Source organism: Spongiibacter pelagi (assembly GCF_014705705.1).
GTDB lineage: Bacteria > Pseudomonadota > Gammaproteobacteria > Pseudomonadales > Spongiibacteraceae > Spongiibacter > Spongiibacter pelagi.
In genome coordinates this window covers 767,149-790,007 of the sequence record NZ_JACXLD010000001.1, presented here as the reverse complement: position 1 = coordinate 790,007, position 22,859 = coordinate 767,149, and the positions used below count along the sequence as shown (strand labels likewise).

Here is a 22,859-nt window from a genome sequence, read left to right as displayed (position 1 = left end):
ACTGAGAACACTGCGATGACAACGGGTGGCGAGCAAGGCACCCCATCAGAATGCCTTGTATTTTATGCGGGAAGAGTTGAGGCGTATCGTCTCAGGAAGACAGCTTATGGCCGGGGAACAAACCAAACAGCGCGAAGTGCTAAGCGGGTTTTCAGGCCAGCCTTACTTGTTGGTACTCTTTTGGTGGGCGACATATTCATCAAGTAACTGTCGAATCATTTTCTGATACTGCATATGATGTTTCGCCGCCGCAGCTTTGAAATATTCGACACTTTCAGCACTCAGTGAAATTGTAATTTTAGTATTTTCACTTTTTAACTTGAGTTCACTCGGTGAAGGCAGAAAATCAGCGACAACCTTGATTTCGCCGATTGGCTCATCAGTGTATTGGATTTGCTTGCTCATAAATTTTCTTACCCCTTCTCCAATAGCCCGCACCGAAAATTCGGATTCGGCCATTTCTATACGTAAACCGCACGGTGAGAATTCCTGTTTTCTCCTCATTCAGCCCAAAGCAATAGTAACGCTGCTCATCTTGGCTATGAGCCACATCCTCAGCGATAACACGCTTATCATCGAAAAACGCATGCTGGGCTTCATAAAAGGAAACACCATGCTTCTCGATATTTAGGAGACTTTTGACTTCATCCCACTCAAAGGTGCTATTTGGCATTCGTATAGCGTAGCAAGCATATGGCTAAATAGCCATATTTCGACCGCTCTGCCGTTAGAGCTTATCGATATTACGGCGAATCCAGTTAATGCTGTTACCGCCTAGCTCTCGGCCCACATAGCTCGAGGCTAAATCCACCGCCGCGAGCAAACCGCGCATATCAATGCCGGTGTCAAAACCCATTTGGTGCAGCATCAACACCACGTCTTCGGTGGCGACATTGCCGGTTGCACCCGGCGCGAAAGGACAGCCGCCTAGCCCGCCGATGGAGGCGTCGAATTTGCGAATACCCATTTCCAAGGCTGCGAAAACATCGGCCACGCCCATGCCGCGAGTATCGTGAAAATGGCAGGAGAATTTGGATAAATCATATTCGGCCGCGAGCTTTTTCAGCAGTGAACTGACCTGCCCCGGACAAGCCGCACCAATGGTGTCAGCCAGAATAATTTCGCTGGCGCCGGCCTCGAATAATTCACCCGCCAGCCGAATCACTACCGATTCATCTACCAAGCCTTCATAGGGACATTCCCACGCGGTGGCAATATAGGCGAGGGTATTGGCGCCCTGCTCCCGGCCCTGCTCAAACACGGCCTTGCTCACCGTCATGGCCTGATCGGTGCTCAAGTTAATGTTGCGCTGATTCATGGTATTGCTGGCCGCCACCACCATGCTGACATCGCGCACGCCGGCAGCCATCGCCAACTCATAACCTTTCTGATTAGGAATCAAAGCGGAGAACTGAAATGGCTCGCCGCTTTTTGACTGCTTGGGCAAGTGCGCCGCCAGCTCGCCAGTGCCCGCCATGGCAGGCACCGCTTTAGGCGAGACAAAGGAGCCTATTTCAATATGGGTTAACCCTGCGTCAACCAGTGCGTTAATCAGTGCGCGGCGCTGCTCAAGATCGAGAATGACCGCCTGATTTTGCAGGCCATCACGCGGGCCAACATCATTGATAATTACGCGCTCGGCCATCAGCCTACCGCCCCTTCATTTTTCAGCTCGGCAATGCGCTGCTCGGAGTAACCCAATACCTCGGTCAACAATGCGTTAGTGTCCTGCCCAAGCAACGGCGCCGGTGTGAAACTCTCTTCATTGCTGCGCGAGAGTTTTACCGGACAACCCGGCCCTTTGGTGGTTTGCCCATTGGGATGAGTCAGCTCTACCACCATATTGCGGTGATTCACTTGCGGATCGTTCAATGCGCGACTAAAGCTATTGACCGGCGCGGCGGGAATTCGCAACTCATTAAGCTTTGCCATCCACGCTTCGGTGGTATCGGTTTTTAGAATATTGCCGATGGTTTCATCGATCATCGCCTTGCTGGCAAGTCGGCCCGGCTGATAATCAAATTCAGGCTTGTCCAGCTCCGGGCAGTTGAGCATGGTTTTAATATTGCCCCAAAAATTATCCGTTATAACGGCAATAACAATATGGCCATCACTGGTGGGATAGCTGTTATAGGGCACATGCACAAAGTGGCTATTGCCAATCGGCTCGGGATCTTCACCCGAGAGAAAGTGCATAGTCGCCATATAGTTCAGCAGGGAAATTTGCACATCCAACATGGAGATATCGACATGCTGCCCCTTACCTGAGCGCTGGCGTTCGATAATGGCGGTGAGCACGCCAATAATACCGAACATACCGCCACCCAAGTCACCAATAGGAATACCGGCGCGGGTCGGATTAGCTTTATCAGAACCGGTAATCGACATACCGCCGCCGTAGGCCTGCGCGACTTGATCAAAAGCCGGGCGAGATGAACCGGGGCCACTTTCGCCAAAGCCGGTAATTGAGCAGGTAATAATTTGCGGATTAATTTCGCTGAGGTGGGCGTAATCAATTTTGAGTTTGGCAGGCACACCAGCGGCAAAATTATTGATCACCACATCGGCGTTGCGGACCATATCGTAAAATACGGCCAGCCCGGCTTCCGACTTCAAATCCACACACATCGTGCGCTTATTGCGGTTAAGCGTTAGAAAGTAGGCGCCCATCCCCTCAATGGAATGCTTGGGATCTTTGGCCAACAGCGCCCGCGTACCCTCACCTTTGAGCGGCTCGATCTTGATCATATCCGCGCCCAAATCTGCCAGCGTCATGGTGCAGTAAGGCCCAGACAGCATATGGGTTAAATCTAGAACGCGGATACCCGCCAGCGGCTTATTCGTCGATGTAGAAACTGAAATCATGTTCTTTGCCGTTGTTTGTATTGTTCTTCACCAAAGGAGTATGACCAGGTTTTCTCGTCCAGCTCCATATAGAAATTGGGGGGCAGTTTGTACACCCAGCCATTGATCACATCTTTGCCGCGCTCCACCGCAGGGCGCGCCGCCACCCGCTCAAACCACGCAAACGTGGCCGGGTAATCTTTTTGCAGATGCACATCGATCAGCGGCAAGGCTCGCATCCACGGCCAGCAGGCGATATCGGCGATGGAATAGTCATCACCGGCAAGATAATCGTGCTGGGATAATTGGGACTCCATCACCTGACACTGGCGGCGAGTTTCATTCAGGTAGCGCTCTTGGGCGTAGTCCTGCTTCACTTTGGAGTAGCGCACATAGTGGTGGGCTTGACCTTGCAGGGGGCCCACACTGGCGACTTGAAACATCAGCCACTGCATCTGCCGAAAGCGCTGGCGCAAATCCGATGAAATCAGCTTGCCGTGTTTTTCAGCAAGATAGACCAGAATCGCGCCGGTCTCAAAGATCACCACAGGCTCGCCGCCATCAACAGGAGACTCGTCCACCATGACCGGCAGCTTGTTGTTTGGGTTTAACGCCAACAGCTCCGGCTTGAATTGGTCGCCAATGCTGATGTCGTAGGGAATCACCTCGTACTCTTCGCCCAGTTCTTCCAGCGCGATAGAGATCTTGTGACCGTTGGGGGTGGGTACGGTATGGAGTTTTATCATTTTTGGCCTCCTCAATAATGTCAACAATATTGACATAATAATTTTCTGCTTGTCCAGCCTGAGATGCATTTTGCAAAACCACGACCGGCGACAAAATCGACCAAATTTAACTTGACCAAATCCCCAAAAATTGTAAAGTAAGTTTACTAATTATAAATTTTTCCACCCATAATAATATTTTGGAGCCTTCCATGACCCGCTCGACACCCCGTTGGCATCTGCGCCCATTGGTTTTAGCCGTAGCACTGGGCAGCAATATCGCCTACTCCCAGACCGAGAAACTCAGCGAAGAACAAGTTGAACCAAAGCAGGCAACCCGCGCGCTGGAAGAAGTCATTGTTAGCGCCCAAAAAGTAGAGCAATCATCGCAAGACGTCCCCATCTCGCTAACCGCCGTAAGCGGCGACATGATGCGCGATCTTGGCGGCGCAGGCTTGCAAGACATTGCCCCCTACATTCCCAATGTGCGCTTTTCCTCAGACACTGACCCGGCACTGGCACAGATCAATATTCGGGGTTTCGGTTCCAACCCGCTGAACGCCGCCTTTGAAAGCTCGGTGGGTTTTGTGCAAGACGAAGTGTTTTTTGCTCGCCCCTCTTATTACAACGAGGCGATTTTTGACGTTGCCCGGGTGGAAGTTCTGCGCGGCCCACAGGGCACCCTGTTCGGCAAGAACACAGTAGCCGGGGTATTTAACGTTACCACCCAAAGCCCAACCGAAGAATTTTCCGGTTTTGTTCAAGCTACCCAATCTGACCCAGACGAAATTCGCCTTGAGGGTGCCGTCGGTGGCGCGATTACCGACTGGATGGCGGTGCGTTTTTCCGCCATGGATATCGACAAAGAAGGTCAGCTCTACAACCAGTTTCTGGATCGCTACGACGACAAACATGAGCAAGACGCCCAGCGCCTGAAAATTGATCTCACACCAACCGAGAATATTTCGGTGGAGCTGCTCGGTGTTGTTGGTGAAACCAGTGCTAATTACTGGGGCCTGCAACTACAGAATCTGGATGACGGCACTCGCGCCTTCCTGCAGAACTACGACCCCAATATTGAGGATGATCCGTACAATCATCGCACGTCTTACGACCAACCGGGTTTTATCACGAAAGATTCACAAACCCTGTCTGCCAAAATGGACTGGTATATCGGCAAAGTGGGCGCCGTGGATGAGTTGACCTCGACTATCGTTGTTGCCGACACCGAATTGAATCTCGACAGCTTGGTTGACCTCGACACGTCTCCAGCCGATTTAGGCCGCCTGACCGTTGCCTCGCAATACGAGCAGCAATCGTTTGAATGGCGTTTTAGCGGTAGCTCGGAAGGCTTGTTCGGCCTTGGCGAACGCCTGGACTTTGTTGCCGGTGCGTTTTTGTTCCAATCTAATTTCGCACAACAAACCCAGATTATTGCCGGCGACGACCTTGGGGCTTATCTGACCACCGACGACGTACTGCAATTGGCCAGCGGTAATTCTTCACTGAACACCGGCGGCCTGCTCGGCGCGCTGAACTTGGCTGGCCTGCCTATTGCCACCTTGACCTCTGCCGTCATTGGCGACGACCGCTATGTGCTGGACTACCTGCTAGACGTTGAAGCCGGCGCGCTGTTTGGTCAATTTAGCTGGTATCTGGATGAGCACTGGGTGATCACCCCCGGCCTGCGCTACAGCAAAGAGAAGAAAAACGGTGTCGCCTCTGGCCAAGCTAGCTGCGCCCAAGCCGCACTTAGCCTGCCCTGTATCATGGGTACTGCACTCAGCGCCGAGAACTACAACGAACCCAATCTTGAGCGCACCGAAACCGACCTGTCACCTAAACTTTCCGTGCAGTACTACATCAATAATGACACCAACCTGTTTGTTACCTATTCACGCGGTTTTAAAAGCGGTGGTTTCAACGCCTCTTCGTTTGGTGGTGAAGACCTGAATTTCGAACCCGAAAATGCCACCACGATTGAAGGCGGCTTGAAAGGCGAATTCTTCAACAACACCCTGCGTCTGAATGCGGTAGCTTATCGCACCTATTTCGACGATCTGCAGGTACTGGCCTTTAACGGCGCGTTCTTTGATGTGACCAATGCCGCCTCGGCGATCTCCGATGGTGTCGAGCTGGATTTCACTTGGTTGACGCCACTGCCTATTCTGCAAGTATCCGGCTCTGTCGGCCTGCTGGATGCACGCTATGAAGATTACCCCGATGCACCAGCGCCCATTGCCCAAGGTAATACCGCCAAGCAGGATTTGAGCAACCGTCGCATCTCACTGGCGCCAAAACAGACGGCGAGCCTGACACCTAATCTGCAATTCCCGCTGTTTGGTCTGGCGGCCTCAACCAGTGTCGACTTCCTGTATCAAGGTGACCAGTACACCGATGGCGATCTCGACCCCGCCACGTTCCTGCCCGGCTATACCACGATTTCTGCGCGGTTTAGCTTGGCGTCACTGGAACAAGGTTGGGTAATCAGCGTCGGCGGCAGCAACCTGACCGACGAGAAAATCTCCGGCCAGACTATTGATACCGTGTTCTTCCCCGGCAGCTATAACTCTCGCCAGAAATCACAGCGCAAAGTGTTCGCCTCGCTGATGTACAACTGGTAATCACTAACAGACTAAATAAGCCGAACATACATTTTAGATAAAGGATTAATACGATGCCCAGATTGAAAGAAGCTGGCCGCGAAGCCAAAAACCCCTACGCTGATGCTATTTTTAATATGCTGTTTGGCGACCGCGACCCCATCAAAGAACCCGGCACCGCCACCGGCACCCCCGGCAACTGGTGGACCGTGTTTAACATTGTGCCCGATGCGTTTCAGCACACCACCGACGGCTTTGTTTTTTACCGCTCACCCAATCGCAAAATTTGTCCGATTCTGCGCGAACTCGGTCAGATTCGCGCCGGCTTCACCGTCGGTTCTCAGTTTGTATTTTCACAGCACTGCAAGGCCTGTCGCGATGTCGGCATGACCGAAGAGCAGATCGAGGCGATTCCTCACTGGCAGGTTGCCGACTGCTGGACTGAAATTCAGCGCGCTGTTTTGGCCTACACCGATGAGCTGGTACTGCAACGCGGCCGCGTTTCAGACGGCGTATTTGAAACCCTGAAAAAACACCTGTCAGACGAAGAAATACTCGAGCTGACTTACATTACCTGTACCTACATGATGCACGCCGTAATGAGCCGCGCCCTGCGCCTCGAATACGACGATGTGGATGAGCGCGTGGTGGAAATTGCGGCCCCAGAAGGCGCCAGCAATGACGTTATGAGCATGGTCGACAAGCAATAAACTGGAGAGATTGAAATGGGATACCATCACTTAGCACTGGCCGCCAAGGATATGAAGGCCATCCATGAGTTTTACGAAGGCGTCATGCAGTTTGAGCTGGTCAAAGTAGAGATCGCCAAAGTCCCCGATGGCGGCTGGGCCAAACACTTCTTCTACCGCATGGAAGACGATTCAAAATTTATTGCCTTCTGGGAAATGCACGACGTTCCCGGCGGCGACACCGTGGAAACCAATATCTCTCGCGCCGCTGGCGTGCCGGATATGATTAACCACATTTCCTTCGATATTGACTCAATGGAAGGTATCGACAAGCGCCGTCAGCAGTGGCTGGATGCGGGCCTGGCCGTAATGGAAGTGGATCACGACTGGTGCTACTCCATCTACACCAAAGACCCCAACGACAACTTGGTTGAATTCTGCCTAACCACTGGCGCCTTCACTCAGGAAGATCGCGAGTTTGCGCTGAAGGCGCTGTCTAGCAACGATGTGCCAATCTCGGATTCACCGGGCAAAGTGAAGTTTCACGCGCCAAGTAATTAATCCGGATTCAAAAAAGGCTCCCTGCGGAGCCTTTTTTATTTTCAATAAATAATCTCAATCCACAAAACCTTTCCGGCCCAACCAATCCGCACATAAGGCCACCGCCTCTTTAAGCTGTTCAGGCTGGCCAAAGTAGTAGTGGGTCGCGCCTTTAATTTCGTGCAACTCCTTATCCTCATGGCGTACCGCATTGAACAGGCGATGGGTGTGGCTGGGCGTACAAGCATCATCCGCACTATTGCCAACTACCATCACCGGCACTGACACTTTAGCCGCAGCGGCGACTCCGTCGGCATTGGAATCGTCATAACTCCACTGCGACAACCAGCTGCGCAGGGTAGAAAACCGCGCCAAACCCACCGGGCCGTTATTCACCACTTGCGGGTCACCCAGAAAACACCAGTTTTCGCGGCGGTCGTTGGGATCAACGCTGGGATCAAGCCAGCGCGGATCAGCCATCGTGCCATGCACCACAAAACCAAATTCATCATTAGGGCGACCTTTGGCCTTGAGGCCTTCCAGCTTTGCTTTTGCCCAAGCGCTAATCTTGCGATTTCGAGCAATCTGCGCGGCGCGATAACGCTGCAAAAACTCCTCACTATACGGCGGCTGATTCGGGTTGTTGGGATTGTATAAATCCAATTCCGGATCTTTGTTATCCGGATTAGACTCATCGAGGATCGACGCATCCAACCACTCGGTTAAGGTATGAGCACGGCTCACATGGGCCGCCAACACCATAATGCCATCGGCGGGAATCAAGCCCTGAATGGTTAAATCCACCGAGTCTCCCGCAGGGGTTTCGGTAATAGTCGGGTTTTCCGCCTGGCTTTGATAAAACAAGGACAGTGAACCGCCCCCACTCCACGCCGCAAGAATCACATTCTCGTAGCCAAACTCAGCCTTGGCATGGCGAATACAGTTAGCCATGTCGATGGCTACCTTCTCCATAATCAAGGCGCTGTCATTACCGGCGTAGCGGCTCTGACAATAAATCACCGGGAATCCCGCCTTCGCCAAAGCCACCACCATCGGCAAATATTCACCACCGCCAATGGGGTGCATAAATAAAATGACATTATTGCTTTTGGGCTGTGCGGGCTTGAGGTGATGCGCTTTTAAGGCGCCGTAATCCAGCGGCCCGGCATAGGTTTCTTTAAAAGGACTTTTATCCTGATAAAAAATTAAATACGGAATGCGTTCGTAGGATTTGCTGCCATCGCCCATCAGTTTTCGCCTTTTTTATTTTTAGTACTAGGATTACAACGGTACAACACACTTTAAAATTGTCAATATTCTTTACAATATATTACACTTCCAAAAAGTGCCCATGTAAACGAAAATAGGCGCCGAAAAAGAAACGCCTGAAAAACCGATAAAAGAAGCAATGAAGAAAGTTAACGACGATAAAAACGCCCTGATCGGCACCTTGGCCTACGCCCTGTACTGGGTTGATGAATCACTACAAGCCAGCCTAGAAGCTGCGGGCTGGGATCGGGTCACCCGCACCCGCTCCATGCTGATGGTTCTCATCAGCGCCGGGGTTAATCGCCCAGCCGATTTGGCCCGTAGCATTGGCGTTAGCCGTCAGGCGATTCACCAGTTGATTCAAGGCATGAAAGAAGAAGGGATTGTTGAACTGGCCGCCGACCCCAACGACCGCCGCGCCAAAACGGTTCAGTTTTCCCCCAAGGCAGATCAACTGCGTACCGACGCCGCCAAAATCGTAGCCGGCATCGAAAAAGAATTGAGCAAGCGTATTGGCGCCACCGAATTCAAAATTTTGAAGAAAACCCTCGGCATGGACTGGGGTAAAATTGTGACCGTTAAGCCTTAATCGCCAACTCCTTAGCCTTTCAAAAGAAAGCGGGCTTACCCCGCCCGCTTATCTATTGCCGCCACACCAAAGACTTCTTCTTTCTTCGCCCGGCTGCTTTCCGTCCACTTGGCCAAAGCGCCGCGCGCACCAACCCCCATCTCGGCCATCACTTGGTCACTGTTTTCTGCGCGGCAGGTAATTTCAATCTGAATACCGTTGGGATCGTACATATACACTGACTTTACAAAGCCGTGATCAATCGGGCCCAAACAGGTTTTGCCCTGATCATTTATGTGTTTCTGCCACGCCAACACCGCCTCAAGATTCTCCACCTCAAAGGCGAGGTGCATATCAAAGCTGTCTTTGCGTTTGAAGTCTTCAGGCTTGGATACCCCCGGCTCGTCGAAGAAGGCAATGTAATTACCGTCGCCCATTTCAAAGAAAATATGCAGGAAATGGCGCTTAAAACCTTCGCCAAAGTCGTGATTTTCTTCGAACGCGGCAGCAAGTTTCAAACCGAGAATATCCTCGTAAAACCAGCGGGTCTGCTCCGCATCGCGGCAGCGATAGGCAGCATGGTGAATATTAGTGAGGGATTTAAGCGATGCATTCATAGGGAGTCCTTAATTGAAATTATTTATTGTTAATAAACGCTAATCCTCATCGCAAAACAAGTCAACAATCTTGACAATAATGCGCCAGCTTGGTTTGATTGGTGGGTCGGAATACACCTTAAAAAAACGGGGAGAATAACAATGGCCGATATACGCGACTGGCAGTCCGTAAGACGCGAAATGAAAGAATTTCTGGAACAGCGAATCTACCCCGCTGAGCCGATCCTGCAGGGCGACGATAAAGTCAAAGCCCGCGAAAAATTAAAATCATTAGTACGCGAAGCCAAAGATGCCGGCTTGTGGGCGGTAGGCCATCCGGTAGAAATCGGCGGTCAGGGTATGCCCTTCCTCGACTATGTTTACATCAACGAGGTGATTGGCCGCTCTGAATTCGGGCAACTGGTGTTTGGTACTTACACCCTGCAAGACTCAATCATGCTGAATCAAAATGCCTCTCCGGCCCAGCGTGAAAAATATCTGAAGCCACTGGTAGCCGGTGAAATTGCCCCCAGCTTTGCCATGACCGAACCGGATATTGCCAGCTCTGACCCCACCCAGCTGCAAACCAGTGCGGCGCTTAAAGATGGCCAGTGGCATATCAATGGCCGTAAATGGTTTACCACCGGCGCAGACGTTGCCGCCTATACCACCATTATGTGCCGCACCGAACCCGATGCACCGGATCACTCGGCGTTCAGCATGATTCTGGTACCCACCGACCACCCCGGCTATCAAATTCAGCGCGACACCCCGGTGCTCGGCCTGCACACTGGCCACTTTGAAGTGCTGTACGACAATATTACGGTTCCCGAAGAAAACCTGCTCGGCGCCCGTGGCGAAGGCTTTCTAATTGCCCAACGCCGCCTCGGCCCCGGCCGTATCTTCCACGCGATGCGCTGGCTGGGACAGGCACAACGGGCCTTCGATCTGATGTGTGAACGCCTGCATAAACGCAGCGCTTTTGGTGGCTCACTGGCCGACAAGCAATTGATGCAACAACATGTCTTCGACAGCCTGTCAGAAATTCAGGCCTGCCGTCAGCTCACCCTGCACGCGGCGCGCTGCATCGACAGTGGCGATCCGGGTCGAGTAGAAATTGGCCTGATCAAAGTGGTTGGCGCCCGTATGCTGCACAATGTTATTGATCGTGCCATTCAAGTTCACGGCGCCGCCGGCCTGACCGATGACACGCCGCTGAGCCGTATGTATCGCCACGCTCGCGAAGCCCGTATTTATGACGGCCCAGATGAGGTGCATATTCAATCCGTTGCCAAACAGGTATTGAAACGCTTTAAAGACAGCGACGGACGCGGCTGGGACTTTGGCGAACGCGACTCCGAGTGGGGCGCCTAATGGCCGAATTACACGACGCCGAAATCGCGCTTAGTGCCTTGCAGAATAAACTGAGCACCACCATTGCTGAATTTGTCGGCGAAGCGGTAGAGATCAGTCAGCTGCAACAACTGACCGCTGGCGCCGCTGCCCAAACATGGCGTTTTCAAGCCAGCTATGGTGGCCAATCGCAAACCCTGATTTTGCGCAGCGGCATCGATGCGGATCAGTTTGCTGGCGCACTAAAGAAAGCCGATGAAGCCATCGTTATTAATGCTGCCGTGGCTGTAGGTGTCATTGCCCCACGTATTCTAGGCATTCTGCAACCCGGCCACGGATTGGGCGAAGGCTTTGTGATGGAGTGCATCGACGGCGAATCGCTGCCGCCGAAAATTCTGCGCGACCCAACCCTCAGTGCTGCTAGAGAAAAACTGGCTGCACAATGCGGCGAGGCGCTAGCCCAAATACACGCCGTACCGCGTTCAGAGTTGAGCCACTTACCGGTGCAAGACGCCAAAGCGCAACTCGATTTTTACCAGCAGAGCTACCAGCGCTTTGGCATGCCGCTGCCGGTCTTTGATGCCGCTTTTCAATATTTAAGTCAGCATCAATTTGAGGCTGAACTGACCTTGGTTCACGGCGATTTTCGCAACGGCAATATCCTTGTTGATGAAAACGGCCTGAGCGGCGTACTGGATTGGGAGCTGTCTCATATCGGCGACCCAATGGAAGATCTCGGCTGGCTGTGCGTAAACTCTTGGCGCTTTGGCCAGCGTGACAAACCGGTAGGCGGCTTTGGTACTCGCGAGCAATTATTTAGCGCCTATGAGCAAGCGTCAGGCCTGAAAGTTGACCCCGCGCGAGTGAACTACTGGGAATTATTCGGCGTATTGAAATGGGGCGTATTGTGCCTCTATCAATGCGAAGTCCATCTCAGCGGTGCCCAGCGCTCTGTTGAACGCGCGGCGATTGGTCGCCGTGTTTCTGAATGCGAGTTGGATATTATCGCCCTGCTCGAACAGGCCAGCCAACATCAGGGAGAGCCGCAATGAGCCAGTTCTACCCCAGCAACACCCAATTAATTGAAGCGATTAGCGAGTTTCTCAAAGACGAAGTCAGCCCCTTAATTTCAGATAAGGCCGTAGCTTACCGCATGAAAGTCGCCATTAATGCGCTTGGCATTCTGAGCCGCGAATGCGAACAGGCCAGCGAACTCAACGCGCTGGAACAAGACCTGCTTTCCGGTTTTGTTGAGGATCATAAAGGCGATGCCAATGCCGCCGTTTCCAAAGCGATTCAGGAACAGCAAATAGATGCGCTTAATCCACAACTTATCAGCGCACTAAAACAAATCAGCTTAAAGAAAATGGCCATTGATAATCCGCGCTACTCAACGTATCGCGCACTCACTGGCTCAGACAGCTAAACCAATAACAACTGACAGACAGGACTACGCCATGCACGCAAAATTTTCCCCAGAGGAACTCGCCTTTCAGGCTGAAGTGCGCAACTTTCTCAGCACTCACTTTACCCCTGAACTTGCCGCGCGCATTCACGAGCCCAGCACATTTAAAGAAGCCACCATCGAATGGCAAAAGCTGCTCGACAATCAAGGCTGGGCGGCAAACGGCTGGCCCGTTGAACACGGCGGCTGCCCTTGGACCGCCACTCAAAAGTATATTTACAGCAGCGAATTAGCGGCAGCAGGCGCACCAGATGTTATGCCAATGGGCATCAAAATGGTGGCACCGGTGCTTTATAGCTACGGCAGCGATGAACAAAAAGCCCGCTTCCTGCCAATCACCAAACGCTCCGACATTTGGTGGTGTCAGGGTTATTCCGAACCCGGCGCAGGCTCCGATTTAGCGGCATTAAAAACCCGCGCGGTACTCGACGGCGATCACTATGTCGTGAGCGGCAGCAAAATCTGGACAACCTACGCCCAGTACGCCGACTGGATGTTCTGTCTTGTTAAAACTGCCACCGAAGGCCGCGCGCAACAGAGCATCAGCTTCCTGCTGATTGATATGAAATCAGCCGGCATTAGCGTCAGCCCGATTATCTCTATTGATGGCGACCACCACCTCAACGAAGTGCATCTCGACAATGTTCGCGTGCCTGTTGAAAACCGCATTGGCGACGAGAACAAAGGCTGGGAGTATGCCAAAGCCCTGCTCAATTACGAGCGCACAGCGCTCTCTGGCGTGGCCTACTGCAAGCGCATGGTGCGAGATATTGAACAACTGATGCAAGGCAGCCACAGCGGTTTTGGTCTGAGCAGCTCAGACGACATTAAGGCGCGACTGGCTGATATTGAAATAGACCTGATGGCGCTGGAATACCTAGAACTGTCGGTGCTCAACAAGCTGGACAAGGGCAAGGCGCCCGGCATGGAATCCTCACTGTTGAAACTGGTCGGCACCGAGTTGCAACAGGCCCTGCAAAAACTGCGCTGGGATGTGACTGGCGGCTTTGCCGGTGTAACCGAGCCGGGCACAACGGGCATTGCACCTAGTGAGTACCTAACTCAATCGCACCAGATTCGCCGCGAATACATGTTTGGCCGTGCAGCAACCATCTATGGCGGCAGCAACGAAGTACAAAAAAATATCATCGCCAAAGTCGGCTTGGGACTGTAAGGGGAAGACCATGGATTTTACATTGAACCAAGATCAGGAAATGCTAAAGACCAGTGTCGATCGCTACTTTGCCGATTGCCCTGAAGACAAAAACCCTGCCGAAATGTGGGCCGAGTTTGCCGAACTGGGCTGGCTGGCCATGCCATTCAGCGAAGACGTTGGCGGCTACGGCAGCAGTATTATTGAATCCTGCATGCTTACCGAAGCCATGGGCCGCAACAATATTAACAGCCCGTTTTTAAGCAGCACGTTATTGGCCGGCAAACTTCTTGAATCCGCCCCCGCCAGCGATATTCGCGAATCACTGCTAAGCGCCCTGCTCGCCGGCGAACAGCAATGCAGCGTGGCACTGTTTGAAAACAGCTACGCCGACACTCTTGAAAACCTGAACTGCAAAGCGGAAAAAACCAGTGAAGGCTGGACACTGAGCGGTCGCAAAGTATTGGTCGACAACCCCGCCGCCAACAGCATCATCGTAATTGCTCAAACCGGCACTAACGCGGATTCGCTCAACGCCTTTGTAGTCAGTGCGGACCACACCGATTTGCAAAAACAAATTCTGGCGCTAATGGACGAGACCCAAGTTCAGAATCTGGCGTTTAATGAAGTGAAACTGCCTGCCTCAGCTTGCCTATTTCCAGAAGGCGGCGCGGCAAACGCGCTGCAAATGGTGATGAATGAAAGCATTATTGCCCTAGCCGCAGAAGCGCAGGGCGCCATGGATGCCCTGCTGAAAACCACTGTGGAATACACCCGTGGCCGCAAGCAATTTGGCGTTGCCATTGGTTCATTCCAAGCCTTGCAACATCGCATGGTGGATATGTTTACCCACGCTGAAATGACCCGCGCCATGATTTTACGCGCCCAGTGCGCCGTACTGGATAAAGACGCCAATCTGCCAATGATCGTTGCCGCACTCAAAGCGCTGGTAGGTAAAAAATCGCGACAACTGGCCGAGGAAGCCGTACAACTTCACGGCGGCATGGGTGTTAGTGAAGAGATGCCGATCGGCCGTTATTTACGCCGTATCATGATGATCGACGCCAGCTTCGGCAATGCCGATATTCAGCGTCGTCGCTACTGCCAGTTACGCTATGATAGCGTCGCATAAATTCAAAAATAGCAATAATTACTGACCGGAGTGGACTATGAACCTGTTTAACAACCTGTGTGAATATCTGGACTACCATGCGGGAATGCGCGGCGATTTGATGCTTGCCAGCGACAGTAAAAAAACCGTGAACTATGCAGAGGCCCAAGCCTTTGTCGACAAGATTGCGGCGGGCTTACAAGCTGAAGGTATTAGCAAAGGCGACCGCGTCGGTATTCTGGCCAAAAACTCTGTCGATAATTTTTGCTTCTTCTTGGCTAGCGCCCGTATCGGCGCGGTGGCAGTGGGCCTGAACTACCGCCTTAGCCTCGACGAAATTGAATTCATTGCCTCAGACGCCCAAGTCAAACTGTTGTGCTTTGACAACGAATTTGCCGAGCTGCGCGGCCCCCATCTGCTGTCTACACCCAATGTCTGTTTAGACGGTGACGCCGCCAACGCCAAATCCTTCGAGAGCTGGTTGAGCAGCGCCGGTGAACTGAAGCCCGTCTCAGTGATGCCAGAAGATATTCTGTTCCATATGTATACCAGCGGCACCACCGGCCGCCCCAAAGGGGTTCTGATCAGCCACGGCAATGTGATGATCAATACTTACCAAGCACCACTAAGCAGCGGCGTTTGGACCCGCGCCGGTGAACGCTCACTGATCATTGCCCCCAATTTCCATGCCGTGGGTTTGGTGGGCTCATTAATGGGCGTTATCTACGGTTCATCGCTGATTATTCACCGCGACTACGACCCGGTCGGCATGATCGAAACTCTGTCAAAGGAGAAGATCAATACCGTAGCGGTGATTCCCGTTATGCTGCAGTTCTCGATGATGATGGTCCCCAATATCAAGGAATATGATTTCTCTGATCTGCACACCATTAACTACGGCGCATCACCCATTCCCGAGAGCCTGTTGCGCGATTGCATGGACGCCTTTGGCTGCGACTTCGTACAGGGCTATGGCCAAACCGAAGCGACCATGGCGCTGTGCTTCTTAACCGCCGCCGATCACCTTAAAGCGTTAAACACACAACCTGAATTGCTGCGCTCCTGCGGCCGCGCCGTTGCCGGTACTCAAATTAAAATTGTCGACGATGAAGGCAATGAAGTTCCGCGCGGCGAAATTGGCGAAATTATCGCGCACGGCCCACAAATCATGCAGGGCTATTGGAACAATCCCGAAGCCACCGCCAAAACCATTGTTGATGGCTGGCTGTATACCGGTGATGCCGGCCTGATGAATGAAGAAGGTTATGTATTCATCAAAGACCGCGTTAAAGACATGATTATCTCCGGCGGCGAGAACATCTACCCGATTGAAATTGAAAATCACCTGATGTCGCACCCGCAGATTCAAGACGTCGCGGTTATAGGCATTCCCGATGAAAAATGGGGCGAAGTGCCACTGGCGGTTCTGGTTTCTGGCGAACACGCGCAAATCACCGCTGAGGAATTGGAAGCCTTCTGCCGTACAAAACTGGCCGGCTTTAAAATTCCACGCAAACTGGAATATGTACCCGGTCTGCCACGCAACCCCAGCGGCAAGATTCTGAAAAAAGATCTGCGCGCGCTGTTTGCTGATAAATACGCGATCTGAGCATGGCCACGATGGGAATGCTAATACTGCAACTGCTGTTTATTGTGCTGTTTGGCATTGCGGCGATTTTTAAATTCATCCGCCATCCCCATATGGTGGAAGAATTTGAAAAATTCGAATACCCCTACTGGCTGGCTTATGTTGCTGCCAGCGCAGAAATCATTGCCATCAGCCTGTTGATCGCCGGATTTTTTTATCCGGCGGCCACCGCACTCGGCGCGCTGGTATTGTTCTGCACCATGCTCGGTGCAGCCGCAATTAATTTTATAAAGCGCCCCGCCAGTTATGGCATTGGGGTACTGATTATTGCTGCGCTGTGCCTGTGGCTGGCCAGCTCGCAACTGGATTCACTCAACGCCCTTATTGCTTAAACCCTGCCCGACTTGCGAGCAGATGGAGACTAAAATGACCGCCGAACAATCACTGCATTTGGGCTTACCCAAGGCACCCGTTGGCAAAGCCTCGCTAGAACATATTCCCGGCGACACCGGCCAGCTCCCTATTCTTGGGGATACGGTTCCGTTTCTAAAAGACTACCTGACGCTAGTGCAGAAAAAAGCCAAGCAACACGGCAAGCTGTTTCGCAGCAATGCGCTACTTCAAACTACACTGGCGGCTCTTGGCCCTGAATATAACGAGATCGTTCTCAAAAATTCTGACAAAGCCTTTTCCAATAAACTGGCTTGGGATCCGCTGCTGGATCACCTATTCCCCAACGGTTTGATGCTGCGAGATTTTGACGAGCATAAATTCCACCGCAAAATACTGCAGGCCGCATTTAAAAAAGAAAGCCTGATTGGCTATATCGATGTAATGCTGCCACGCCTGCAACAGGGTGTCGCTGACTTCCCTAAAGACAAGGTATTCGGCTTTAAAGACGAGATTAAATCGCTACTGCTAGATGTGGCGGCACAGGTCTTTATGGGCGTTGAAATGGGCGCCGACGCCGACAAGATCAACAAAGGCTTTTTACACTGCATGGAAGCTTCGCTTGCGGTAGTAAAACTGCCCATCCCCGGCACCATGTGGTATCGCGGCTTACAGGGTCGTAAAACACTGGTGGAATTTGCCGAAAGCCAGATCGCTGAAAAGCGCAAAGTGGAAAGCGCCGACTTCTTCTCGCAGTTCTGTCACGCCCGCGACGAAGACGGCAATTACCTCAGCGACGAAGATGTGCGCGACCACATTATTTTCTTGCTGTTTGCCGCCCACGACACCACCACCAGCACCCTGTGCTCGATGGTTTATGCGCTGGCGAAAAATCCAGAATGGCAGGATATTCTGCACGAAGAATATAAAGCGCTGAGCAAAGACGCCCCCGACTTTAACGACCTGAACACCTTCGACAAGACCTCACTGGCGTTCCAAGAAGCGCTGCGCATGTATCCACCGGTGCCGGTGATTCCGCGCCGGGTGACCAAAGACATTGAAATGGGCGGTTTTAAAATCCCGCGCAATACCGCAATTGGTATTTCACCGCTGTACACCCACTATATGGAAGAGTACTGGACCGAACCGACCAAGTTTGATCCCGATCGCTTCTCGCCCGAACGCGCCGAGCATAAAAAACACTTCTACCAGTGGCTGCCCTTTGGTGGCGGTAGTCATAAGTGTTTGGGACTAAACTTTGCCGAGATTCAGGTGAAACTGTTCCTGTTTGCCCTGCTGCGCGATTACCGTATTGAGGTCAAACCCGGCTACAACATGAAGTACAACGCCGTGCCCATCTCCTTCCCCACCGATGGCCTGCCCATCGTTCTAAAGAAAAGAGATTAACTACTGCGTTCGTAACGTTAATCCGATTTTTTTAGCAAAAAAGCGTTAACGAATCAGCGCATCTCTGAGCGACTTTGGCATCAGTGTTTCAAACATCCATAGTCGCTCTTCCAGCTCGGTTCCCGGCATTGGCAAATGCGCAAGCTGGGGCTGAGCAATACCAATAGCAATTAATAAACGCGCCCAGCGTTGGGCCTCGTCACTCGCCAAACCGATGCCAATCAATTTGGATTTCAGGAAGCCCAGCAAGAGCTGGTCTGCCTGCGCCACCGCCTGCTGGACATTCTCATCCTTACACGCAAGATTCCGCATCACCCGGTCGATGCGAGAAATATTACTGTTGCTCCACACCTCAATAACCTGCGCAATGCCCAGCTCGGGTTCGCCCCCGGTTTGCGCGTCTATATCGCTGTAGATATTTTCGTGGAGACGGCCAGACCACGCGCCCACCACCGCCTCAATCAACCCTGCCCGGCCTTTGAAATGCCAGTAAAAACTTCCCTTAGAGACATTTAAGCGGGTACACAGATTATCAATCGTCAGGCCATCGTAACTGCCTGATTCAGCAATGATTTCAAAGGCTTCGTTAATAAAGTCACGATCGGACAATCGGCCCGCCGCTTTTTCGCTTGTTTTTGGCATAGTGAATTAATGTAAACCTAGTTGACAACAAACCATACCAAACGGTATGGTTTGTTTAGCTTAATCACAACAATAATGTTTAGCAACTCAGAGAGTCGATTCACCATGTCTATCGTGAATTTTGTGGCCGAACACCTCGGCCCCTATTACGCACAGGTCAAATTTATACATTTACTCTTTGCCACTATGTGGCTGTGGAGTACCTCTGTCGCCTATATCAACTATGTCGTTCCCGTACTGCGCCAGTGGTTTTTAGACCCGAACAGCCCAGAACTTTTGCGCAAACGCAACGAAGCGCTAGAGCGCTTTGACGAAGGCGTGGTGATTGAGCACGTTGCCTTTCCCTTTGTGTTAGTCACCGGTGTGCTGCTGCTTATGATCGGCGGTTGGGGCGTGCACAACGATTGGTTGGTGATCAAACTGGCACTGGTTATTCTGGTGTTTATTCCGATCGAGATTTTCGATTACTGGCTATCTCACTTTGGCGGTAACAAGCGCAAAGCGCGCTTAAAAGAAGGGGTAGATGCACTGGATTCTCCACGCTATGAAAAGCTGACCCAGATGCATATTTGGTTTTTAACCGTGACCACCCCCGTTATTTCAATGGCGGGCATCACCGTTCTTTACCTTGCCACCGCCAAACCCGCTTAAGAGGACTTTTAGATGAACGCTTCCGCCTCGCCCTCGAAAAACGATCAGTCAAATGCGCAGATAAACCGCGAGCTAAACGTGACAGTCAAACGACTTCGGACTATATCCATTCTAATGTCGCTGTATTTTCTGTTCGTTATCACTCCAGCGATTGCCTTGGTACGCGCTAACTATGCCGGCGACCCAAACGCCTTCAGCATTGAAAGAATGCTAACTGCTGTAGGTATTGCGGTCTTTTTTGCTGTTTATGCTCAATGGCAAATGAAACGTCTCGTTAATTTCAAAAAATAATAATTCACAAGGGAAACAGGGATCATGAAAAAAATAATTCTCCCCAGTATTTTTCTAGCAAGCGCAATCGCTAGTGTTCATGCTCAAGAGGCCAATAACGAGCAAGCACCGCAGAAAAAAGCCAAACGCGCTTACATTGAAGAAGTGATTGTTACCGCGCAAAAACGTGCTGAGTCGATTCAGGATGTTCCGCTCTCAGTACAAGTATTAGGCGGTGAGCAGATGAAAAATTCCGCCATTGAAAACTTTGAAGATGTGGCAGCAACCGCACCAAATACCGACATTAATATGACCCCCGGCTACGTGCAGGTGGGTATGCGCGGATTAAACTCACCGATTAACGACGGCATGGAGCAATCAGTCGGTTTCTATGTAGATGGCATTTACTACGGCAAAACCGCCTTCCTGCAAGATGCCTTCCTCGACTTGGATCGCGTTGAATTACTTAAAGGCCCGCAAGGGACTCTGTTTGGTAAGAACACGGTTGCCGGCGCCATCAGCGTCACTACCGCCAAACCCAGTAATGAATTTGAAATTTCAGCCACGGTTTCCGGCGGTGAATACAACGCCAAAAAATACGATGCGATGGTCAACATTCCGCTGTTGAATGAACGCATGGCCCTGCGTATTGCCGCCACTCGCTCCGAACAAGATGGCTTTGTTTACAATAGCCGCCGAGATGAGGATGAAAAATCCGTTGATAAAGAGGGGATTCGGGCCAAGCTGCTAGTCGATATTACCGACAGCCTAAACGCCGTTTTTACTTACTACCAAGGCCGCTCCGCCGATAAAGGCCAAGGCTGGGAACCCTTTGTTCTCGACGATACCGCCGCTCTGGTACACGGCCGTTTTGACCCGACTCTGGAAGCGGAATTCAACTATCAGAGCCACACCAACTCCGATAACTATAATGACAACGACACCGAGGTAACGAACCTCGAAGTTAACTGGGATATCGGCGAGAGCACCATCACCCTGATTGCCAGCCAGGCCGAAAGTCAGGAATACCTGTATCTGGATGCGGATACTGCCTCGGCCCCTATCGCCGACTGGAAGCGCGATTTTGACTACGAACAACAAATGGTTGAGCTGCGCTTAACCTCTGGCCCCGGCGATTTTGAATACCTGATCGGTCTGTTTGGCTTTTGGTCTGAGAAAGGACAACAAGGCGACCTGCGAATGCTGCCTGAAGGGCCGCTATCGGGCTTAATTGGCCCCTTGCTCGGACTGGAAGGCCTGCTTTCCAACCCCCTATTGAGCCCGGTTGATGGACTGCTGTTCTCGCTCACTACAGATGCGCTACTACAGGAGTACGATCTATCTACCGCTACACTGGCTGCCTTTTCGCAGTTTACTTGGCATATCTCTGATCGCCTGAGTGTTATCGCCGGTTTGCGCATGTCTCAAGAAACCAAAGAGGTTTACCTGAATCAGGATTACTCCTCTACGGGCTTATTATTGCAAGCGGCATTTGGCGTAACCGAGTACACCTTGGATGCTAAACGCGACGAGTCTAACGTGGCGCCCAAGCTGTCGGTTAAATACTCTATTGGCGAAGACGGTATGCTCTACGCCTCTTACACCGAGGGCTTTAAAGCAGGTGGCTTCAACCCACTGGCACGCGAAGCTTCCGAAGCTGAATTTAGTCAAGAATATGCCGAAGCCTTTGAACTTGGCTATAAGCTAACCGCACTGGAAGGTGCACTGGTGGTGAATACCGCGCTGTATCGCACCCAGTTCAAAGATATGCAAATTCAGGCCTTTATCGGCAACGGTTTCTTGGTGAGCAACGCCGCCCAAACCACCACCCAAGGTTTGGAAATCGACATGAACTACCAGCCCTTTGCCGGCACCTCGCTGTTTATCGGCGCAGGTATTGCCGATGCCACGTTTGATAAATTTGAAGAAGGCCCCTGCCCCGCCAGCTCGAGTGAAGAAACTTGCGACCTCAGCGGCGAACGCCTGCCACGCTCGTCAAAATACAGCCTGAACATTGGTGGTAATGTCGCTTATCCGATCTTTGATAATCGCGCCGCACTGTTTTTAGGTGCCGATTACGCTTGGCGCAGTGATGTGTACTTTGACCTCGACCTCGACCCCATCGACACCCAGGGCGACTACGGTCTGATCAACCTGCATACCGGCATTGTTGATCCCGACCAGCGCTGGAAGTTTGTGGTTCACGTGAAGAACCTTGAGAATAAAAAGGTACGCCGCTTTGCCGCTGACCTACCCATCTTCTCAGGTTCACACATGGGCTTCCTGATGCCACCGCGTATGGTCAGTGCTGACCTGAGCGTCAGCTTCTAAGCTGAACGCTACATCGCTTACCTATGGGAGCCTTAGTCGCTCCCATTTTTTTGGCCCTTGATCGTGCGCGACAAATTGTCGCATAATGCGTCATATTGACACACCCAAAAACTAATGGAGGTATAAGCATGGCCACCAGCGTACGCCTCGACGATGAGTTCGTTGCAGAGAATAAAATTCGCGCTGCGGCAGCGCATCGCAGTCTACCCAAGCAAATTGAGTACACGGCTATGGTTGGACAAATCGCAATCGACAATCCAGAGCTAAGCTTCGCATTCATTGAAGAAGCTTTGTTAGCAAAAGCAGAAGTAGACCATGGAGCGGTGACACGGTATGAGCGGAGAACAGCCAAGCGCAAGTGAAGTCTACGAGACATCTCGCTTTACTAAGGCATTAAATAAACTGGATAAAAAGACTCAAGCAGATATTGAAGATGCTATTGAGGAGATCATTGCCAATCCACTCATAGGCGAACAAAAGAAGGGCGCACTAAAGTATTTACGCGTTCACAAAACAAAAAGCGGCCCCACCGAATATCTACTTGGCTATAACTGGGATGAAGGGAGGCTAACAATTCATCTTCTGCAAGTTGGCCCCCACGAAAATTATTACCGCGACGCCGAGAGTCGACGTAAATCCGATCTTAAATTTATCAGCGAATAGC

At 51.7% G+C, this 22,859-nt stretch carries 25 protein-coding genes; 17 read left to right on the top strand and 8 right to left on the bottom strand.

Annotated features, from left to right (window positions below; all coding sequences use genetic code 11):
- Positions 1 to 162: 162 nt before the first annotated feature.
- From IB286_RS03680 to IB286_RS03660, 5 genes are read right to left on the bottom strand one after another with little or no spacing between them, the layout of a single operon-like run.
- Entirely contained in the window at positions 163 to 405 is a 243-nt protein-coding gene (locus IB286_RS03680) for a BrnA antitoxin family protein (protein ID WP_190762507.1), read from the bottom strand.
- Positions 380 to 673 (bottom strand): BrnT family toxin, encoded by a 294-nt coding sequence (locus tag IB286_RS03675; protein WP_190762505.1) that lies wholly within the window; start codon positions 671 to 673, stop codon positions 380 to 382. The genes IB286_RS03680 and IB286_RS03675 overlap by 26 nt, the downstream gene beginning before the upstream one ends.
- A 54-nt stretch (positions 674 to 727) precedes the next feature.
- Positions 728 to 1,645, bottom strand: coding sequence for a hydroxymethylglutaryl-CoA lyase (locus IB286_RS03670; RefSeq protein WP_190762503.1), 918 nt, complete (start codon positions 1,643 to 1,645; stop codon positions 728 to 730).
- Positions 1,645 to 2,865 carry a CaiB/BaiF CoA transferase family protein gene (locus tag IB286_RS03665; RefSeq protein WP_190762501.1) on the bottom strand — a complete coding sequence of 407 codons (1,221 nt, stop codon included), beginning with the start codon at positions 2,863 to 2,865 and terminating at the stop codon, positions 1,645 to 1,647. The genes IB286_RS03670 and IB286_RS03665 overlap by 1 nt, the downstream gene beginning before the upstream one ends.
- Positions 2,862 to 3,590, bottom strand: a complete 729-nt coding sequence (locus IB286_RS03660) for a glutathione S-transferase family protein (RefSeq protein WP_190762499.1) — start codon at positions 3,588 to 3,590, stop codon at positions 2,862 to 2,864. Before IB286_RS03660 ends, IB286_RS03665 begins: the two co-directional genes overlap by 4 nt.
- Before the next feature lie 191 nt (positions 3,591 to 3,781).
- Here IB286_RS03660 and IB286_RS03655 point away from each other — a divergent pair, with 191 nt between their 5' ends.
- The 3 genes from IB286_RS03655 to IB286_RS03645 are packed head-to-tail and all read left to right on the top strand — an operon-like array spanning position 3,782 to position 7,422.
- Complete coding sequence (locus IB286_RS03655) at positions 3,782 to 6,193, top strand: TonB-dependent receptor (protein WP_190762497.1); 2,412 nt, start codon at positions 3,782 to 3,784, stop codon at positions 6,191 to 6,193.
- 53 nt (positions 6,194 to 6,246) lie between these two features.
- A complete protein-coding gene (locus IB286_RS03650) occupies positions 6,247 to 6,882 on the top strand; it encodes a carboxymuconolactone decarboxylase family protein (protein ID WP_190762495.1) in 636 nt (211 codons plus the stop codon).
- Between the two features lie 15 nt (positions 6,883 to 6,897).
- Complete coding sequence (locus IB286_RS03645; RefSeq protein WP_190762493.1) at positions 6,898 to 7,422, top strand: VOC family protein; 525 nt, start codon at positions 6,898 to 6,900, stop codon at positions 7,420 to 7,422.
- A gap of 54 nt (positions 7,423 to 7,476) precedes the next feature.
- Here the strand turns inward: IB286_RS03645 and IB286_RS03640 are convergent, their stop codons facing one another.
- Positions 7,477 to 8,649: an alpha/beta hydrolase gene (locus IB286_RS03640; protein ID WP_190762492.1), complete on the bottom strand. Its 1,173-nt coding sequence runs from the start codon at positions 8,647 to 8,649 to the stop codon at positions 7,477 to 7,479.
- A 160-nt stretch (positions 8,650 to 8,809) separates the two neighbouring features.
- Between IB286_RS03640 and IB286_RS03635 the strand changes: the two genes are divergently transcribed.
- Positions 8,810 to 9,259, top strand: a complete 450-nt coding sequence (locus IB286_RS03635; RefSeq protein WP_190762490.1) for a MarR family winged helix-turn-helix transcriptional regulator — start codon at positions 8,810 to 8,812, stop codon at positions 9,257 to 9,259.
- 35 nt (positions 9,260 to 9,294) lie between these two features.
- Here the strand turns inward: IB286_RS03635 and IB286_RS03630 are convergent, their stop codons facing one another.
- Positions 9,295 to 9,855: a VOC family protein gene (locus IB286_RS03630; protein WP_190762488.1), complete on the bottom strand. Its 561-nt coding sequence runs from the start codon at positions 9,853 to 9,855 to the stop codon at positions 9,295 to 9,297.
- A 141-nt stretch (positions 9,856 to 9,996) separates the two neighbouring features.
- On the opposite strand from IB286_RS03630, the gene IB286_RS03625 reads away from it, so the two are divergent.
- Genes IB286_RS03625 through IB286_RS03590 form a run of 8 tightly spaced genes read left to right on the top strand, consistent with a single transcriptional unit; the run spans position 9,997 to position 18,301 of the window.
- Positions 9,997 to 11,208 carry an acyl-CoA dehydrogenase family protein gene (locus tag IB286_RS03625; RefSeq protein WP_190762485.1) on the top strand — a complete coding sequence of 404 codons (1,212 nt, stop codon included), beginning with the start codon at positions 9,997 to 9,999 and terminating at the stop codon, positions 11,206 to 11,208.
- Positions 11,208 to 12,239: a phosphotransferase family protein gene (locus tag IB286_RS03620; protein WP_190762483.1), complete on the top strand. Its 1,032-nt coding sequence runs from the start codon at positions 11,208 to 11,210 to the stop codon at positions 12,237 to 12,239. The genes IB286_RS03625 and IB286_RS03620 overlap by 1 nt, the downstream gene beginning before the upstream one ends.
- The gene (locus tag IB286_RS03615; protein ID WP_190762481.1) at positions 12,236 to 12,613 is read left to right on the top strand and encodes a DUF6285 domain-containing protein; all 378 of its coding nucleotides are present in this window, start codon (positions 12,236 to 12,238) and stop codon (positions 12,611 to 12,613) included. Before IB286_RS03620 ends, IB286_RS03615 begins: the two co-directional genes overlap by 4 nt.
- 31 nt (positions 12,614 to 12,644) lie before the next feature.
- Entirely contained in the window at positions 12,645 to 13,826 is a 1,182-nt protein-coding gene (locus tag IB286_RS03610; protein WP_190762479.1) for an acyl-CoA dehydrogenase family protein, read from the top strand.
- Between the two features lie 10 nt (positions 13,827 to 13,836).
- Entirely contained in the window at positions 13,837 to 14,937 is a 1,101-nt protein-coding gene (locus tag IB286_RS03605) for an acyl-CoA dehydrogenase family protein (RefSeq protein WP_190762477.1), read from the top strand.
- A gap of 37 nt (positions 14,938 to 14,974) precedes the next feature.
- Positions 14,975 to 16,525 (top strand): long-chain-fatty-acid--CoA ligase, encoded by a 1,551-nt coding sequence (locus IB286_RS03600; RefSeq protein WP_190762475.1) that lies wholly within the window; start codon positions 14,975 to 14,977, stop codon positions 16,523 to 16,525.
- Between the two features lie 2 nt (positions 16,526 to 16,527).
- Positions 16,528 to 16,896: a DoxX family protein gene (locus tag IB286_RS03595; RefSeq protein ID WP_190762473.1), complete on the top strand. Its 369-nt coding sequence runs from the start codon at positions 16,528 to 16,530 to the stop codon at positions 16,894 to 16,896.
- Positions 16,897 to 16,930: 34 nt separating this feature from the next.
- Complete coding sequence (locus tag IB286_RS03590; RefSeq protein ID WP_223826062.1) at positions 16,931 to 18,301, top strand: cytochrome P450; 1,371 nt, start codon at positions 16,931 to 16,933, stop codon at positions 18,299 to 18,301.
- A 45-nt stretch (positions 18,302 to 18,346) separates the two neighbouring features.
- On the opposite strand, the gene IB286_RS03585 is transcribed toward IB286_RS03590, so the two are convergent.
- On the bottom strand, positions 18,347 to 18,910 hold the full coding sequence (locus IB286_RS03585; protein ID WP_190762469.1) for a TetR/AcrR family transcriptional regulator: 564 nt from the start codon (positions 18,908 to 18,910) through the stop codon (positions 18,347 to 18,349).
- Positions 18,911 to 19,048: 138 nt separating this feature from the next.
- On the opposite strand from IB286_RS03585, the gene IB286_RS03580 reads away from it, so the two are divergent.
- The 5 genes from IB286_RS03580 (at position 19,049) to IB286_RS03560 (ending at position 22,858) form a co-directional block, all read left to right on the top strand.
- Positions 19,049 to 19,594: a hypothetical protein gene (locus IB286_RS03580; RefSeq protein ID WP_190762467.1), complete on the top strand. Its 546-nt coding sequence runs from the start codon at positions 19,049 to 19,051 to the stop codon at positions 19,592 to 19,594.
- 12 nt (positions 19,595 to 19,606) lie between these two features.
- Positions 19,607 to 19,885, top strand: coding sequence for a hypothetical protein (locus tag IB286_RS03575; RefSeq protein ID WP_190762465.1), 279 nt, complete (start codon positions 19,607 to 19,609; stop codon positions 19,883 to 19,885).
- A gap of 24 nt (positions 19,886 to 19,909) precedes the next feature.
- Entirely contained in the window at positions 19,910 to 22,195 is a 2,286-nt protein-coding gene (locus IB286_RS03570; RefSeq protein ID WP_190762464.1) for a TonB-dependent receptor, read from the top strand.
- Positions 22,196 to 22,323: 128 nt separating this feature from the next.
- Entirely contained in the window at positions 22,324 to 22,557 is a 234-nt protein-coding gene (locus IB286_RS03565) for a TA system antitoxin ParD family protein (RefSeq protein WP_190762463.1), read from the top strand.
- Entirely contained in the window at positions 22,529 to 22,858 is a 330-nt protein-coding gene (locus IB286_RS03560) for a type II toxin-antitoxin system RelE/ParE family toxin (RefSeq protein WP_190762462.1), read from the top strand. The genes IB286_RS03565 and IB286_RS03560 overlap by 29 nt, the downstream gene beginning before the upstream one ends.
- The last annotated feature ends 1 nt before the right edge of the window (position 22,859 follow it).